15 protein-coding genes are annotated in these 16,237 nt (G+C 71.9%); 4 read left to right on the forward strand and 11 right to left on the reverse strand.

Going from position 1 to position 16,237, the window contains the following annotated elements; all coding sequences use genetic code 11:
* Nucleotides 1-29 precede the first annotated feature (29 nt).
* Nucleotides 30-1,508 carry a phytoene desaturase family protein gene (locus JAV76_RS05865; RefSeq protein ID WP_198733104.1) on the forward strand — a complete coding sequence of 493 codons (1,479 nt, stop codon included), beginning with the start codon at nt 30-32 and terminating at the stop codon, nt 1,506-1,508.
* Between the two features lie 12 nt (nt 1,509-1,520).
* Here JAV76_RS05865 and JAV76_RS05870 read toward each other — a convergent pair whose 3' ends face one another.
* On the reverse strand, nt 1,521-2,393 hold the full coding sequence (locus JAV76_RS05870) for an HTTM domain-containing protein (protein WP_198733105.1): 873 nt from the start codon (nt 2,391-2,393) through the stop codon (nt 1,521-1,523).
* Nucleotides 2,390-2,896 (reverse strand): hypothetical protein, encoded by a 507-nt coding sequence (locus tag JAV76_RS05875; RefSeq protein ID WP_198733106.1) that lies wholly within the window; start codon nt 2,894-2,896, stop codon nt 2,390-2,392. Before JAV76_RS05875 ends, JAV76_RS05870 begins: the two co-directional genes overlap by 4 nt.
* Nucleotides 2,897-3,155: 259 nt before the next feature.
* On the opposite strand from JAV76_RS05875, the gene groL reads away from it, so the two are divergent.
* Nucleotides 3,156-4,793, forward strand: a complete 1,638-nt coding sequence (gene groL / locus JAV76_RS05880; RefSeq protein ID WP_198733107.1) for a chaperonin GroEL — start codon at nt 3,156-3,158, stop codon at nt 4,791-4,793.
* 161 nt (nt 4,794-4,954) lie between these two features.
* Entirely contained in the window at nt 4,955-6,673 is a 1,719-nt protein-coding gene (locus JAV76_RS05885) for a glycoside hydrolase family 13 protein (protein WP_198733108.1), read from the forward strand.
* Nucleotides 6,674-6,697: 24 nt separating this feature from the next.
* Here JAV76_RS05885 and JAV76_RS05890 read toward each other — a convergent pair whose 3' ends face one another.
* The 6 genes from JAV76_RS05890 to JAV76_RS05915 form a co-directional block, all read right to left on the reverse strand.
* Nucleotides 6,698-6,982 (reverse strand): DUF4031 domain-containing protein, encoded by a 285-nt coding sequence (locus JAV76_RS05890; protein ID WP_198733109.1) that lies wholly within the window; start codon nt 6,980-6,982, stop codon nt 6,698-6,700.
* Between the two features lie 46 nt (nt 6,983-7,028).
* Nucleotides 7,029-7,319 (reverse strand): WXG100 family type VII secretion target, encoded by a 291-nt coding sequence (locus tag JAV76_RS05895; protein ID WP_198733110.1) that lies wholly within the window; start codon nt 7,317-7,319, stop codon nt 7,029-7,031.
* A gap of 177 nt (nt 7,320-7,496) precedes the next feature.
* Complete coding sequence (locus JAV76_RS05900; RefSeq protein WP_198733111.1) at nt 7,497-8,201, reverse strand: HD domain-containing protein; 705 nt, start codon at nt 8,199-8,201, stop codon at nt 7,497-7,499.
* Between the two features lie 120 nt (nt 8,202-8,321).
* The gene (locus JAV76_RS05905) at nt 8,322-9,875 is read right to left on the reverse strand and encodes a sensor histidine kinase (RefSeq protein WP_307844019.1); all 1,554 of its coding nucleotides are present in this window, start codon (nt 9,873-9,875) and stop codon (nt 8,322-8,324) included.
* Between the two features lie 11 nt (nt 9,876-9,886).
* Complete coding sequence (locus JAV76_RS05910; RefSeq protein ID WP_198733112.1) at nt 9,887-10,609, reverse strand: response regulator transcription factor; 723 nt, start codon at nt 10,607-10,609, stop codon at nt 9,887-9,889.
* A 90-nt stretch (nt 10,610-10,699) separates the two neighbouring features.
* Complete coding sequence (locus JAV76_RS05915) at nt 10,700-11,278, reverse strand: NYN domain-containing protein (RefSeq protein WP_198733113.1); 579 nt, start codon at nt 11,276-11,278, stop codon at nt 10,700-10,702.
* Between the two features lie 226 nt (nt 11,279-11,504).
* Here JAV76_RS05915 and JAV76_RS05920 point away from each other — a divergent pair, with 226 nt between their 5' ends.
* Nucleotides 11,505-12,257, forward strand: a complete 753-nt coding sequence (locus JAV76_RS05920) for a type 1 glutamine amidotransferase (RefSeq protein ID WP_230401937.1) — start codon at nt 11,505-11,507, stop codon at nt 12,255-12,257.
* 38 nt (nt 12,258-12,295) lie between these two features.
* On the opposite strand, the gene JAV76_RS05925 is transcribed toward JAV76_RS05920, so the two are convergent.
* From JAV76_RS05925 to JAV76_RS05935, 3 genes are all read right to left on the reverse strand, one after another.
* Nucleotides 12,296-13,069: a PspA/IM30 family protein gene (locus JAV76_RS05925; protein WP_198733115.1), complete on the reverse strand. Its 774-nt coding sequence runs from the start codon at nt 13,067-13,069 to the stop codon at nt 12,296-12,298.
* Nucleotides 13,070-13,135: 66 nt separating this feature from the next.
* Nucleotides 13,136-15,184, reverse strand: a complete 2,049-nt coding sequence (locus JAV76_RS15085; RefSeq protein ID WP_198733116.1) for a TPM domain-containing protein — start codon at nt 15,182-15,184, stop codon at nt 13,136-13,138.
* A 55-nt stretch (nt 15,185-15,239) separates the two neighbouring features.
* Entirely contained in the window at nt 15,240-16,211 is a 972-nt protein-coding gene (locus JAV76_RS05935) for a hypothetical protein (protein ID WP_198733117.1), read from the reverse strand.
* Nucleotides 16,212-16,237 lie beyond the last annotated feature (26 nt).

A 16,237-nucleotide genomic window follows, 5' to 3' on the forward strand; every position in this document is an offset into this window, starting at 1 on the left:
CCCGACGAGCGAACCGAGGTCTGCCGAACGTGAGCGTTGCCGAGTGTGATGTCGTCGTCGTGGGGTCCGGGCCCAACGGCCTGGCCGCCGCCGTGACCCTGGCCCGGGCGGGACTCAGCGTCGTCGTGCTCGAGGCGCAGCCCGAACCCGGAGGTGGGTCCCGGACGGCGTCCCTCGGTCTCGCGGACGGCGTCGTGCACGACGTGTGCTCCGCCGTGCACCCCATGGGGGTCGCGTCACCGTTCTTCCAGGAGTTCGACCTCGCGGCGCGCGGCGTGGAGCTGCTGCAGCCGGAGGTGCAGTTCGCGCAGCCCCTCGACGGCGGGCGCGCGGGGCTCGCGTACCGCGACGTCGACCGCACCGCGGACGGCCTCGGCCGGGACGGGAACGCCTGGCGCTCGCTGGTCGGGGCGCTCGCGGACTCTCCCGACGCCGTGATCGCGCTGGCCCTCGGGGACAAGCGGAGCGTCCCGGCACCGGTCCTGCGCGACCTCGTCGGCGCCGCCCGCTTCGGGTTGGCGGTCGCCGAGCAGGGCACGCCGGCGTGGGGGGCGCGCTTCCGGGACGACGTCGCCCCGGCGCTCCTCACCGGTGTCGCCGCGCACGCCATCTCGCCGCTGCCCACCCCCGCCGCGGCCGGGACCGCCCTGCTCCTGGGGTCACTGGCCCACTCCTACGGGTGGCCGTTGCCACGCGGTGGGTCGGGGTCGATCGTCGCGGCGCTCGTCGCGGACCTCGTCGCCCACGGCGGGGAGATCCGGACGTCGACGACGGTGGCGAGCATGCGTGACGTCCCCGAGGCCCGGGCGTACGTCTTCGACACGACACCCCGGGTGGCGGCAGCCGTGCTGGGGGACAGGCTCCCCGCGCGGGCCAGGCGCGCGCTGCTCGCCTTCCGGTACGGCGACGGGGCGGCCAAGGTGGACTTCGTCCTCGACGGTCCTGTGCCGTGGGCGCACCCGGGCGTCCGGCAGGCCGGCACGGTGCACGTCGGGGGCAGCCGCCGCGACATGGCGCAGGCGGAGGCCGAGGTGGCCCGCGGCGTCCATGCCGAGCGGCCCATGGTCCTGGTGAGCGACCCGTCCGTCGTCGACCCCGGTCGGGTGGTGGGTGGTCTACGCCCGCTGTGGACGTACGCGCACGTGCCGGCCGGGTCCACCGTCGATGCGACCGAGGCGATCACCGCCCAGATCGAGCGTTTCGCGCCGGGGTTCCGGGACGTCGTCGTCACGTCCCGCTCCGTCACCGCGGCGCAGATGCACCGTCACAACGCCAACTACATCGGCGGGGACATCGCGTCGGGCGCGGTGAACCTGTGGCAGATGTTCGCTCGGCCGACCGCCCGCCTCGACCCGTACGCGACCGGTGCGGCCGGCGCGTACCTCTGCTCGTCGTCCACGCCGCCCGGACCCGGCGTGCACGGGCTCGGCGGCTGGTACGCGGCCGCGCGGGTGCTCAGGGACCGGTTCGGGATCCGTGAGGTCCCGAGCGTCGCCCCCGGGGCGTGAGGGCGTCCGCGCTCAGGACTGCTGGAGCGCCGGTCGCCAGGACGCCACGCGGCCCGAAGCGCGCAGCCACGCCGTGCGGGCGTGCGGGACGAGGCGCTCCAACGGGAAGAACGTCAGCCAGCAGACGATGGTCGGCAGGAAGTGGATGCCGAGCGCGACGTACGTCATGAGGTGGAAGGCGAAGAACAGGCAGATCATGCCGACCTGCCAGCGTCCCCGGAGCCAGAACACGACCGGGGTGAGGACCTCGAGGAGGAACACGCCCCACTGCCCGACGCGCAGGACGACGGGGACCTGGAGGGTCCAGTCGACGAGGAACGACCCGCGCCGCATGACGGCCCACGAGAAGATCGAGCTGTTCGCCCACGCGGTGAGGCTCGAGTTGTAGATGACCTTGGCGAGCGCCGACCCGGCGTACGTGGCGACCGTGGCCACCTGGATGCACCGGAACACCCAGCCCGCCGACTCGGACGTGGTCGTGTCGTCGAACCGTGCGCGACCGATGGTGGGGAGCAGGATGACGGCGATCATGAGGGCCATGTGGTCGTGCGACACGTAGGCGAAGCCCTGCGTGTTGACCATCCAGCTGGTGTGGGCCACGGCGACGGTCCAGCCGGCGGCCCGCGGCAGGCGCCCTGACGCGGCCACGAAGGAGCCGACGACGATGATCGCGAGCAGGCCGTACGCGACGGGGACCGACGGCTCGGGGAAGGGCAGGACACGACCGAGGAGCGTCGGCTGGTAGAGCTCGGCCGCGTAGCCGTGCCCCACGACGTCGTTGGTGAGGAAGAGCACCGACCAGACGAGGAACACGTAGACGATCGCGCGGAACACCGCGACGCGGGCGAGGGGGACGGGCGAGAACCACCACCGGACGACGCTCACTGGCGGGCCTCCTCGTCGCGCACGGTCCACTCGGTGAGGACCTCGCGCGTGGACTCCCCGGTGGGGGTCCCGTCGCGCATCTCCTGGGACGTGCGGTGCATGGTGATGTGCACGTACCGCGGCTCGTCCGGGTGCAGGCCTGCGTGGCCGCGCGCGATGGCCTCGAGGAGCGACGGGTCGTCGACGATGCGCTGCACCTGGCCCTCGACCTCGGCGCGCTCGACGCCGACGCCGCGCGCGTTGAGCGACACCTCGACCTCCGTGCCGTCGGTCGTGAGCGCCGTCATCCCGGTGGAGCGGACGGGGGCGTCGGGGTCCGTGCCCTTGGCGTACTGCGAGAGCGAGCCGAGCGGGAAGAAGTCGTTGCTCCGCAGGAACTGGGACGTCGTGAGGACGGAGAGCGCCGCGACGACGGCGACGAGCCGCCACGCCTTGGAGGCGGTCCCGAGTGTGCGGGTGGGGGCGACGTCCGGAGCGGACCCCGGCGGTGGTTCGGTTGTCACGCGAGCACAGTAGCGCGCCACGCTCGTCCCTATTCGTCCGACGTGTGCGCCTCGGCGTGTCACACCGGCCCGTCGGTCTTGCACTCTCGGGTCGAGAGTGCCAATAATGGCGTTAGCACTCTCAGTAGGAGAGTGACAGAACGACCGGTCGGCCGGTGAGGTTCCGGACCACGGCGTGACATGAACGCCGCAGCCCAGGACCGTCCGTCGCGGGCGCCGCCCGACCACCCACACGCCACCAGCGGAGGATCACAGCCCAATGGCAAAGATCATTGCCTTCAACGAGGAGGCCCGTCGCGGTATGGAGCGCGGACTCAACGTCCTCGCCGACACCGTGAAGGTCACGCTCGGCCCCAAGGGTCGCAACGTCGTCCTCGACAAGAAGTGGGGCGCGCCCACCATCACGAACGATGGTGTGAGCATCGCCAAGGAGATCGAGCTCGAGGAGCCGTTCGAGAAGATCGGCGCCGAGCTCGTCAAGGAGGTCGCCAAGAAGACGGACGACGTCGCCGGCGACGGAACCACCACCGCCACCGTCCTCGCCCAGGCGCTCGTGCGCGAGGGCCTGCGCAACGTCGCTGCCGGGTCGAACCCGATCGCCCTCAAGCGCGGCATCGAGAAGGCCGTCGAGGCCGTCACGGAGCAGCTGCTCACCGCCGCCAAGGACATCGAGACCAAGGAGGAGATCGCCGCCACCGCCGCCATCTCCGCCGGTGACCCCGCGATCGGCGAGCTCATCGCCGAGGCCCTCGACAAGGTGGGCAAGGAAGGCGTCATCACCGTCGAGGAGTCGAACACCTTCGGCCTCGAGCTCGAGCTCACCGAGGGCATGCGCTTCGACAAGGGCTTCCTCGCCCGTTACTTCGAGACCGACCCCGAGCGTCAGGAAGCGGTCCTCGAGGACCCGTACGTCCTGCTCGTCGAGGGCAAGATCTCGAACGTCAAGGACCTCCTGCCGCTGCTCGACCAGGTCATGAAGGCCGGTCGCTCGCTCCTCATCATCGCCGAGGACGTCGAGGGCGAGGCCCTGGCCACGCTCGTGCTCAACAAGATCCGTGGCACGTTCAAGTCCGTCGCCGTCAAGGCACCGGGCTTCGGCGACCGCCGCAAGGCCATCCTCCAGGACATCGCGATCCTCACCGGTGGCCAGGTCATCTCCGAGACGGTCGGCCTCAAGCTCGAGACCGCCACGCTCGACCTGCTCGGCCAGTCCCGCAAGGTCGTCGTCACCAAGGACGAGACGACCATCGTCGAGGGCTCGGGCGACCAGGACCAGATCGCCGGGCGCGTCAAGCAGATCCGCTCCGAGATCGAGAAGTCGGACTCCGACTACGACCGCGAGAAGCTCCAGGAGCGCCTCGCCAAGCTCGCCGGTGGTGTCGCGGTCATCAAGGCCGGCGCCGCGACCGAGGTGGAGCTCAAGGAGCGCAAGCACCGCATCGAGGACGCCGTCCGCAACGCGAAGGCTGCCGTCGAGGAGGGCATCGTCGCCGGTGGTGGGGTCGCCCTCATCCAGGCCGGCAAGCTCGCCTTCGAGACCTCCGCTCTCACCGACCTCGTCGGTGACGAGGCCACGGGTGCCTCGATCGTGCGTCTCGCGATCGACGCGCCGCTCAAGCAGATCGCGATCAACGCCGGTCTCGAGGGTGGCGTCGTGGCGGAGAAGGTCCGCAACCTCCCGTCGGGCCACGGCCTCAACGCCGCGACCGGCGAGTACGAGGACCTGCTCGCCGCGGGCGTCAACGACCCGGTCAAGGTGACCCGTTCTGCTCTGCAGAACGCCGCCTCGATCGCGGCGCTGTTCCTCACCACCGAGGCAGTCGTCGCGGACAAGCCGGAGAAGGCGCCGGCGATGCCCGGTGGCGACGGCGGCGGCATGGGCGGCATGGACTTCTGATCCACGCTTCCCCGGCGGGATGTGCCTGAGGCACCTCCCCACCACCAGCAGCGGCCCCTTCCTCGTTCCGAGGGAGGGGCCGCTGCTGTCGTTCCCGGCCCGGTGGGCGAGCCGTGGCGGCGCCCGTGCAGCGGTCGCTCGTCCGTGAGAGGTTCGTGTGCATGGCTGAGCAGAGCGTCCCCTCCGTCCCGTTCGCCGACGAGCCGCCCGCGTGGTGGACGCGCGCGGTCGTCTACCAGATCTACCCGAGGAGCTTCGCGGACTCCGACGGGGACGGGATCGGTGACCTCGGCGGGATCCGGTCGAGGCTCGACCACCTCGCGGACCTCGGCGTCGACGTCCTGTGGCTGTCGCCGATCTACCCGTCGCCGCAGCACGACAACGGGTACGACATCAGCGACTACGAGGACATCGACCCGCTCTTCGGGTCGCTCGAGGAGTTCGACGCCTTGCTCGCAGAGGCGCACGACCGCGGCATGAAGCTGGTGATGGACCTCGTGGTCAACCACACGAGCGACGAGCACCCGTGGTTCGTCGAGTCGCGGTCGTCGACCGACAACCCCAAGCGCGACTGGTACTGGTGGCGTGCGCCGCGCGTGGCGGAGGACGGGACCTCCGGACCGCCCAACGACTGGCGCTCGGCGTTCAGCGGCCCCGCGTGGACCCTCGACGAGCGGACCGGGGAGTACTACCTCCACCTCTTCGCGAGGCAGCAGCCCGACCTCAACTGGGAGAACCAGGACGTCCGGGAGGCCGTCTACGCGATGATGAACCGGTGGCTCGACCGTGGGGTCGACGGCTTCCGCATGGACGTCATCAACCTCATCTCCAAGCGGCTCGAGCACATCGACGGCGAGGACGACGAGCGGGGGACGGGGCTCGGTTTCATCATGGGCCCGCGCCTGCACGAGTTCATGCAGGAGATGCACGAGGCGGTGTTCGCCGGTCGTGACCGTGAGCTCCTCACCGTGGGTGAGATGCCCGGGGTCGACGTCGACGAGGCGCGGCTGTTCACGGACCCTGCACGTCGTGAGCTCGACATGGTCTTCCAGTTCGAGCACGTGTCCCTCGACCAGGGGGAGGACAAGTTCGATCCCCAGCCGTTCGACCTCGTCGCCCTCAAGGAGTCCCTCGGTCGGTGGCAGGAGGGCCTCGCGGACGTCGGGTGGAACAGCCTCTACCTGAACAACCACGACCAGCCGCGCCTGGTCTCGCGGTTCGGTGACGACGAGGAGTACCGCTACGAGTCGGCGACCCTCTGGGTCACGGTCCTCCACCTGCACCGCGGCACGCCGTTCGTCTATCAGGGCGAGGAGATCGGCATGACGAACGTGCCGTTCGTGTCCGTGGACGAGTTCCGGGACGTCGAGTCCGTGAACTACTACCGGGAGAAGGTCGAGGAGGAGGGGCGGCCTGCGGCGGAGGTCTTCGAGGGATTGCGACGGATGAGCCGGGACAACGCACGCACCCCGGTGCAGTGGGACGACTCCCCGCACGCCGGCTTCACCACGGGGGAGCCGTGGATCCCGGCGAACCCGAGGTACGTGACGATCAACGCCGAGGCGGACCGTGCGTCGGACCGCAGCGTCTTCGCGCACTACCAGCGGCTCGTGACGATGCGCCACGAGGACCCCGTCGTCGCGCTCGGCGACTTCGAGATGCTCGAGGCAGACCATCCGCGCCTGTACGCGTTCACGCGGACCCTCGACGGACAGCAGCTGCTCGTGGCGGCGAACGTCTCGGGTGAGCCTCTGGACGTCCCTCTGCTGGAGGGTTGGGGGCATCACGAGCTCGTGCTGTCGAACGACGCCTCGCTCGGCGCGGATCACCCGCCGTCGCGCCTCGGCCCGTGGGAGGTCAGGGTGTACCGGAGCGCCTGACGCCACGGGTCCGCGTCGCCCCTCTCAGCGGCCCGGGGTTGACGAGCGCCGCTCCCGGGCCGTGACACGCAGGCCGGAGGCGCGCAGGCGTCGGACGATCTCCCGTCGCTCGACCCGGACCGCGCCGAGGGCGACGAGCTCGGGGTAGCGCTCCTCGGGGACGTCGTAGTGGTCGCGGTCGAACGCGCGCCGGGGGATGCCGGCGGCGTCGGCGAAGGCGTGGAGCTCCTCGACGGAGGTGTCGCTCACGAGGTGGCCCCACAGGCGGTCGTGGCGGGGCCAGAGGGGGGAGTCGAGCAGGACGGTCACCTCCGGATCCTCTCATCCGGGAGGAGGCCGTCCTGCCGGCGCTCGCCTAGAGCGTGAAGTTCGACTTCGCGGCCGTCTCGGCGTCGTCGTAGGTGGTGGCCGTGCGGGACAGGGCCGCCGTGATGGCGTCGAGGCCGCTCTCCACCTGGACCTGAGTGGTCTGCCACTGGGCCACCACCCCGCCGAACGCGAGGGACGCGGAGCCGGTCCAGGAGTTCTGGAGGTCCGTGAGGTGCCGCATCATCGCGGCGACCTCCGTGCGGATGGTCGTGACGGACGTGCTCACCGCCACGCTGGCGTTCGTGACCTGGCTGACGTCCACACCGAACGTGCTCATGCGTTCCTCCTGTCCGGGCACCGCGAGGTGCCGCTGCGCACCTGGCGGTCTGCCCGGTGCTCCGGAGGCCGACGCTAGGTGTCGCGCGGAGGTGGGACGGTGCCCTCCTCGCCGCGGTGTGGAAGGGCGACAGCCTGCCCAGGCTGTGGGCGACTCGCTCTGGCCGACTCGGCCGATCTAGGAGGCGTCGAGCTTCCGGAGCTCCTTGTCGACCCTCGCCGACTCGGCGATGAGGTTCTGCCGGGCGGCCTCCTCCCAGCACGCGGCGAGCGGGCTCGCGTAGAGGTTCTCGCGGCCCAGGAGCTTCGTGACGATGCGCTTGCGTGCTTCGAGGTAGTCGCGCACCGGGATGTGCTCGTACTCCTTGCGGATGTCCGCGAGGTACGCCTTGTACCGCTGCGGCTCGGTCGCGAGGACACCCATGTCGGCGTCGCACAGGACCGCGCAGTCGAAGTCGTTGGGCAGGGACTTGTGCCGCACCAGGGCGCTCACGAGCTCGCTCACCCGGTCGGTGTCGCGCTCCGACACGCCGAGCCCACGGAGCTCCTCGCGGGCCAGGGCCGCGCTCGCCACCTCGTCCTCGCCGCCGTGCGACGCGTACGCGTCCTTGGACGCCGCGCTGAACACGGCACCGTGGTACCAGGCGGCGAGGCGCACGACGTCCGGCTCGTGCGTCTCCTCGGCGAGCTCGTCGACCTTGCTCAGGACGTCAGCGAGGTGACGGACGGTGTGATAGACCCGGCCCGGTCCGCTCCAGCGGTCCAGCAGCGCCCTCCCGACCTCCTGGAGCCCGGCCTCGGTCGCGGTCGCTCCGACCGCCCGACAGCTCCGGACCCAGGAGGACAGGAGCCACTGCGGGGCGTCCGTGTTTCCAGGAAGCATGGACCAGCTTTCGACGGGTGGGAGCGGAGCCCTCACGGGAGGTCGTTGACAGCCCGCAATGGTAGCGCGCGTCCGGAGAGGCCGCGGCCCGTCCGCGGCCGCACCCGGTGGGACGGGACGTCAGTCGTCCCCGACCTGCACCGACGCGGCAGGGAGCTCGATCCGTACGGTGAGACCACCGCCGTCGGTGGCCGAGACGGCGACCTTCCCGCCGTGGGCGCCGACGATCGCGGCGACGATCGCCAGCCCGAGCCCCGAGCCACCCGACGCCCGGTTCCGGGACGAGTCGAGGCGGAAGAACCGCTCGAACACGCGGTCCGCCTGGTCCGCCCGGATGCCCGGGCCGTGGTCCCGCACCTCGAGGACGCCGGTGCGGACGCCACCCGTGGTCGTGTAACCGAGAGCCACCTCGACGGGCGTGCCCTGCGGGGTGTGCCGCGCGGCGTTGCCCACGAGGTTCGCGAGGACCTGTCGCAGCCGGTCGTCGTCGCCGACGACCAGGCACGGACCCGTGCGGTCCTGCGCGTCGAGCGGGACGAGCCGCACCGACCGCGTGGGGTCGAGCGCGTGCAGGTCGCTCATCGCGTCGGCCGCGAGGACCGCGAGGTCCACCGGCTCACGGCGCAGCTCGCGGCCCTCGTCGAGGCGGGCCAGGTGCAGCAGGTCCTCGACGAGCGCGCCCATCCGTGACGCGGAGTCCTCGATGCGGCGCATCGTGTCCGTGATCGACTCCGGGGTGGTGAGCGCCCCCATCCGGTAGAGCTCCCCGTAGCCACGCACGGCCGCGAGCGGGGTGCGCAGCTCGTGGCTCGCGTCGGACACGAAGCGGCGCATCCGCGCCTCCGACGCCTCCCGCTCCGCGAACCCCTGCTCGATCTGGGCGAGCATGACGTTGAGGGAGTGCGCGAGGCTTCCCACCTCCGTCGTGGTGGGCGCCTGCCGGACACGACGGCCCAGGTCCCCGTCGGCGATGGCCGCCGCGGTCCGCTCGATGTCCCGCAGCGGGCGCAACGACCCCCGCACGGCCACGTACCCGACGACCGCCCCGAAGGCCGTGATGAGCACCGCGCTCAGGGCGAGCAGCTGCGTGAGGGTCTTCACGGTCGTCTCGGTCCCCGCCAGAGGGAGGCCGACGTAGAAGGTCCCCAGACGTGCCCCGGTCGGGTCCCGCGGGGTCAGGGCGACGACGCGCCAGTCCCCCCGCGGGTTGCTCCCGAAGACGTCGACGGCGCCGATGCTGAAGGGCCCCTCCGGACGGCTCTCCTCCGTGAAGGTGTACGACGTGAGCTGGGGTTCGCCGTACGCGAGCTGCGTCTCCTTCTGGATCTGCCGCCACGGCTCGTACTGCGGCTCCGACGGGAAGAGTGCGATGTAGAAGTCGCTCGGCAGACCGCCGGGCTCGAGCACGGACAAGGGGTTGTCGGCCAGCGCCTCCGCCGTCTCGGCCAGGCGGGCGTCGACCTGGCCCACGAGGGACCGCGACAGCAGCGTGGTGGCGAGCACCCCCGCGATGCCCAGCCCGGCGAGGAGGACGAGCGTCACGATGCCCACGAGGCGGACCCGCAGCGGCGTCCGCGCCCACAGCGCGGTGAGCGGGCCCACGTGCTTACCGGCGGGAAGGTCCGCCACCGGTCCCGCCGGCGCCCCCGCTCCCGGCCCGGGAGGGGGTGGCACGGGCGGCAGCGTCACGGCGACCTCGACGGCTGGCGCAGGAGGTACCCGACGCCGCGCTTGGTCGCGATGAGGGGTTCCGGCTGCGTCCCGTCGGGCAGGGGCGCGTGGTCGATCTTGCGTCGCAGGTACGAGATGTACGACTCCACGATGTTCGCGTCGCCGCCCCAGTCGTACTGCCACACGTGGTCGAGGATCTGCGTCTTCGACAGCACGCGGCCCGGGTTGAGCATGAGGTACCGCAGGAGCTTGAACTCGGTAGGGGACAGGTCCACGGTGCGGCCGCCGCGCCGGACCTCGTGGGAGTCCTCGTCGAGCTCGAGGTCCGCGAAGCGCAGCACCGCGTCGTCCACCGGGGCCGGCTGGGTGCGGCGCAGCACCGCCCGGATGCGCGCCACGACCTCCTCGAGGCTGAACGGCTTCGTCACGTAGTCGTCGCCGCCCACGGTGAGGCCCGTGACCTTGTCCTGCGTGTCGTCGCGCGCCGTGAGGAACACGACGGGCATGAGCAGGCCGCGGTCACGCATGCGCCGCGTCACCGTGAACCCGTCCATGTCAGGGAGCATGACGTCGAGCACCACGAGGTCCGGCTCGAGGTCGCTCACGAGCTTCAGCGCGCTCGCGCCGTCGTCGGCTGCGTGCACCTCGAAACCGGCGAAGCGCAGCGACGCGGCGAGCAGCTCACGGATGTTCGGCTCGTCGTCGACCACGACCAGCCGTGCCTCGGGTTCTGTCATGCCACCAGTGTGCGACGCCAGTCTGGGAGTCGCCTGTGCGGTGGCTGGACGCAGGGCCGGACCGTACGACGGCCCGGCCCGCGCCGCAGGTCAGAGGTAGCGCAGCGGGTCGAAGTCCTCGATGGGGATGATCCGCACGCGCGGCAGCGGCGTGGTGAACGCACCCACCCGCTCCTCGAGGTCGAAGAACTCGAGCCCACGGCTCGCCAGCTCGCCGAGGCGCCCGTTGACGAACTCCCGGAAGCACAGGATGCCCACCCGGCGCTCGCCGTCGAGCAGTGCCTCGACCTGCGGGAGGAAGTCACCGTCGTGGCTCGCGAGGAGCACGTCGCCGTCGACCTCGGCGATGGCCTCCAGGGTGCGCTGGATACCGATGTCCACGACCTTCTCGTGGCTCGCGCCCGCGAGGGGGATGGGCCGGTACCCCATGGCGAGGAGTGCCTGGACGAACGGCATGGGCATCTGCCCGGACGACGCGTTGAGGAAGAACAGGGGGGTGACGGGCTGGCCCCACAGCGACGCGCCGAACTCCGCGATCCGGTCCCAGCGGGGGCGCTCCTCCGGGTTGGGCCGGTGGCCCAGCACGTTCATCCCGAGGGTTGCGTCGATGTTCTCGCCGTCGACGAGCAGGTACGTGGGGCGCGGGGAGCGCGATTCTGAGCCGGACATGCCACCACTGTATTGCGCCGGGCCGCCGCGCGGACCCCGGACCACGCCGCGGCGGGTGGACAGCCGGTGGACGCCCGGTGACCGGACGGTGACCTCGTCGTTTGGGTCCGCGCGCCCGAAGGGCTACTTTCTCGTCATGAGCTCGCGCGTGGCGTGAGAGCGGTCGCCGTCGTCGCCGGCCGTCGTGCGGGCTTCCCGCCCCCCGGAACGCACCATGGATGACGAGATGACTTCAGCAACGATCACGGTGGTCCAGAGCTCCCACGACGTCCCCCTCGGGTCCTTCGAGACGCACCTCGCGTCCGCAGGGATCGGGGTCCGGGTCGTGCGCGCGTACGACGGTGACGCCCTGCCGGCGCTCGCCGACCTCGGCGCAGGCCTCCTCGTCCTCGGCGGGCGCATGTCCGCCCACGACGACGAGGTCGCCCCCTGGCTGCCCGCCCTGCGCACCCTCCTCCTCGACGCCGCGCACGGCGGCGTGCCCACGCTCGCCGTGTGCCTCGGCGCCCAGCTCCTCGCCGTCGCCGCGGGAGGACGCGTCGAGGTCGACGCACCCCCCGGGCGTGAGGCGGGCGCCGCACGGATCTTCTGGCGTCCCGAGGCCTCCGACGACCCGGTCGTCAGACCGGTCGCACGCGCCGTCGCCGCGGCGGGCGAGCGCGCGAGCGTCTTCCCCGCCATGCACGCCGACGCCGTGAGCGAGCTCCCCGACGACGCCGTGTGGCTCGCGTCGTCGAACATGTACCCGTTCCAGGCCTTCAGGATCGGGTCCGCGCTCGCCGTCCAGTTCCACCCCGAGGCGGACCGGGACCTCGTGGCGCTCTGGGCCCAGGACGACGACGTGGACGCCGCGACGGTCCTGGCCGAGATCGACGAGGCCTCCGAGCGGATCGCACGTGCCGGGTCCGACCTCGCCGCGGCGTTCGCGGCGCACGTCCTCGAGGCCCGCGACCGTACAGGGCACGGCGTGCCCGCCTGAGACCGGCGCCGCTGCGCCGGGGCGGGCGACGCCCGGCGTCAGCGCTGCTCGATCTCCGGCGTCACGGGGGTGGGGCTGATCTGCGGTGCGCCCGCGGTGCTGCCCTGCTTGAGGGCTGCGAGCCGCGCCTCGATCTCGATCTGCGCGCTCGACGCCTCGAGCTCCTCGAACTGGGCGTCGATGGACGACGCGGCGATCTCCGCCTGGCCCATCGCCCTGGCCTCCTCGCGGCGCACCTTCTCCTCGAAGCGCGAGAGCTCGCTCGTCGGGTCGAGGACGTTGATCGAGCTGATGGCACCCTGCACGGACTGCTGCGCCTCGGCGGTGCGCTGGCGTGCGACGAGCGAGTCACGGCGGGACTTGAGCTGACCGAGCTTGTCCTTCATCTGGGCGAGCCCCGACTTGAGCTTCTCGACCGTCTCGCGCTGGGAGGTGATCTGCGGCTCCGCCTGGCGGACCTCGGTCTCCGCCTCGATCTGCTTCTGCAGGGCGATCTTCGCGAGGTTGTCGAACTTGTCCGCGTCGGCCGTGTTGCCGGACTGCCGGTACTGGTCGGCGCGCTGCGACGCCGCGACGGCCTTGCCGCCCCACTCCTGGACGCTCGCGACGTCCTCGTTGTAGTCCTGCTCCGCGAGCCGCAGGTTGCCGATGGTCACGGCCACGGCGTCCTCGGCCTCCGCGATGTTGTTCGTGTAGTCGCGGACCAGCTGGTCCAACATCTTCTGCGGGTCCTCGGCGTTGTCGAGAAGGGAGTTGATGTTCGCCTTCGCCAGCTGGGCGACGCGCCCGAAGATGCTCTGCTTCTGTGCCATGGGAGTACCTCTCGTCGGTGATGCGTTGTCGTGATCGTCCGATGTGCTGCGTGCGACGGGGGCTCGTCAGAAGCGTCCTCCGCGGGACCTGCTCCCGCCGCCGAAGCCCCCACCGCGGCTGCGGCCGCCGCCTCCGCCGAACCCGCCGCCGAACCCTCCGCCGAAGCCACCTCCGCGGCTGCCGGCGGACCCGCGGAGGATGGAGTCGATGAGGATCCCCCCGAGGACCATCCCGCTGAGATCGTTGCCCCCACCGAGGCCACCGCCGCCGCGACGCTGGTCCTCCCAGCGCCCGACGTCGGCCTGGGCGATCTGCTGGGCTGCGTGCACGAGCCGCTCCGCGTGCTGGACCCGGTCGAGCGCCGCGACGGGGTCGTCGCCCTGGAGCGACCGGGCGTCCGCGAGGAGCCGCAACCCTTCGGAGAGGCGTGTGCGTGCCTCGGGCCCCACGGCACCCTTGCGCGTGTCGACGTAGGTGCTCACGGCATGGGCGTGGGACTCGGTGCGTCCCAGGGCGTCCCGGAGCAGCGTGCGCGCGCGGTCCTGCTGCTCGGCGAGTGCGCGCGACGGCGCGAGCGCCGCGTCGAGCACGGCCTCGGCGTCGCCGAGCGCCTGGATGGCGGCGAGGGGGTCGCCGCCTGACCGGGCGGTCCGCGCCTGGGCGACGACGTCCTGGGCGGCGGTCGCGGCGGTCGTGACGGCAGGGTCGTCGGCGCCTACGGTGCGCGCGTCGGCGAGGTCGGCCTGGATGGACGCGAGGGCCGCGTCGAGACGCTGCCCGGCGCTCGCGAGGTCCGCCCCTGCGGAGTCGACGGCGTCGAGGAGCCGGGCGGCCTGACCGACGGCGTGGGTGGCGGCCCGGGAGTGCGCGACCGCTGTGGCGCGATCGCCCTGCTCGACGGCGGCACGGCCGCTCTCGACGGACGCGAGGGCCGCGTCGAGGAGCCGGTCGGCCTGGTCGGGGTTGGGCGTCACCGACGCGAGGGCCGTGGCCGGGTACGTGATGGACAGCGTCCCCAGGGTGCCTCGCGCGGGGGCGATCCGAGAACGTTGGGCGGCGACGCGTTCGGCAGTCTCGGCGAGGACCCGGGGGACGTCGGCCTGGAGGTCGCGGAGGGCGTCCAGCTGCGCGGCGTGCTCACCCAGGTCCTGGGTGACCTCGGCGCACAGGGCGATGATCTCCGCCATGAGGGCACGAGCGCGGGGCTCGGCCTCCGGTGTGGAGTCGTCGAGCTGCTGCCGGAGGGTGAATGCTCTGGTGACGCGCTCCTTCGCCGCCGTGAGGGCTGCGGCGAACGGGTCGGTGGCGTCGTGCCCGAACTGTGCCTGGGCGAACCCGAGCTCCTGCTCGGCGTCGCGGAGCTCGTCGTCGACGGCGACGAGCGCGCTGCTCGCGCGACGGTTGAGCTCGTCGGTCGGGAGGGTGGAGAGCTCGTCGCGGGGCGCCTGCGTGAGCGAGGTCCGCTTGGAGCTGGACCGCCAGGTGAGGAGGAGGACCAGGAGGATCGCACCGATCCCGGCAACGAGGAGGACGGTGAGAAAGCTGCCGCCCGAACCCGCACCCGAACCCGACCCGGTGCCGCCGGCGCCGTCCGCTGCGCGGAGCTCCTCGGCCGCGGTGACGGCGGCGGCGTCCCAGGCGCCCTGGGCGAGGTCCTCCTCGACGGCCCTCGCGACCTCGTCCAGGTCGCTGTCGCTCAGCGGGGAGCGGGTGCTGTCGGTGATGACGTAGCGGCTGTCGTCGACGGCGACGGCGAGGAGGACGTCGCCGGTCCCCATGCCGGAGCGTTCGAAGGTCCGGTCGCCCCACGTCTCGTTGTCGAGCCCGCCGAAGTCGTCGACGAACGCGACGAAGAGCTGGAGGCCGGTGTCGTCGCGGAGTCCGTCGAGGGCGGCCTGCACGGAGTCCGGGTCGTCGAGGACACCGACCTGGTCGGTGACGGCGGAGGGGACGTCGAGGGGGTCCGCGGCGTGTGCTGTGCCGGCCGGTGCCAGGACGGCCCAGACCAGGACGAGCAGGAGCGAGACGACCGTGACGGTGCGTCGCCCGGCGTCCCTGGAGGCGGGGCGGGGGGCAGGGGGCGACGTCGGGAGCACCTTGTGATCTTCGACCACGGGCGGGAGGAGCGCAACGCAGCGCGCCCCCCCCGCGAGTCCGGTGGGCAGGGGGCTACTCGACGATCACCTGGATCTCGGCGACGGGGATGTCGGCCTGGCCGGTGGTGGTCTGGGTGTCGAGGGGGCCTTGGTCGGTGCCGTTGGCGGTCCAGGAGGTGGCCCAGCCGGTGGTGATGGTCAGGGGTGTGGTCCTGGTGGGTCGATTGGCGCTGGAGCGGGCGAAGGCGATGGTGCAGTCGGAGCGTGCGCCGTCGGTCCAGGGGGTGCCGGGGCTGGTGCAGGTGGTGGGGGGTGTGTCGGGTGCGCTGAGGGTCATGGTCTCGAAGCTCGCGGTGACGGTGGCGGAGTTGGTGCCTGCGGTGGCGGTGACGTAGAGCTCGGTGACGGGGTCCTCGAGCCATACCCAGGTGTCGATGCCCACGACGGTGGCGTCGTTGGTCTCGCTGCGCGGGTTCCAGCCCACGACGGGGTCGGGCAGGGTCATCTCGTCCGCCGCGACGTCACGCAGGACCTCCACCGACACCTCCGGCATCGGCGGCTCCGCCCCCGCAGGCACGAAGACCGCGAGGGGGGTCGACTCCGAGATCGCCGTGATGGCGTCCCAGGTCTCCGACGGTGTCTCGTCGCCTCGACTCCGGCTGTCGCAGACGGAGTTGAACCACCGGCCCTCGCCGTCGTCCTTGTGCGCCTCGTACCCGTCGTACCTCGAGAAGTTCTCCTGGTAGATCGCACCCTGCTGCCATCGTCCCCAGAGCTCGCCACCCTCCTGCCACGCGGTGTAGTACTCGGCGCCCGACATGTACGCCTGGTACCAGCACCGCGGCTGGACGGGGACCGTCCTGGTCGTCGTCGTCGTCCCACCGCCGGTCCGTACTCCCGTCCCGGTGACCACGACGGAGATGGACCCTTCGCCGGCGTAGCCCTGCGAGGGGCATGCTCCGGCCTTGCAGCCGCCCGCTTCCGCCGCCTCACCGGGAGGTGCTGCCACCACGGCGGACAGGAGGGCCAGGACTGCGACGGACACGACCCCGACCGTGCGCACGCACGCAC

Source organism: Sanguibacter suaedae (assembly GCF_016342785.1).
Classification (GTDB): Bacteria; Actinomycetota; Actinomycetes; order Actinomycetales; family Cellulomonadaceae; genus Sanguibacter; species Sanguibacter suaedae.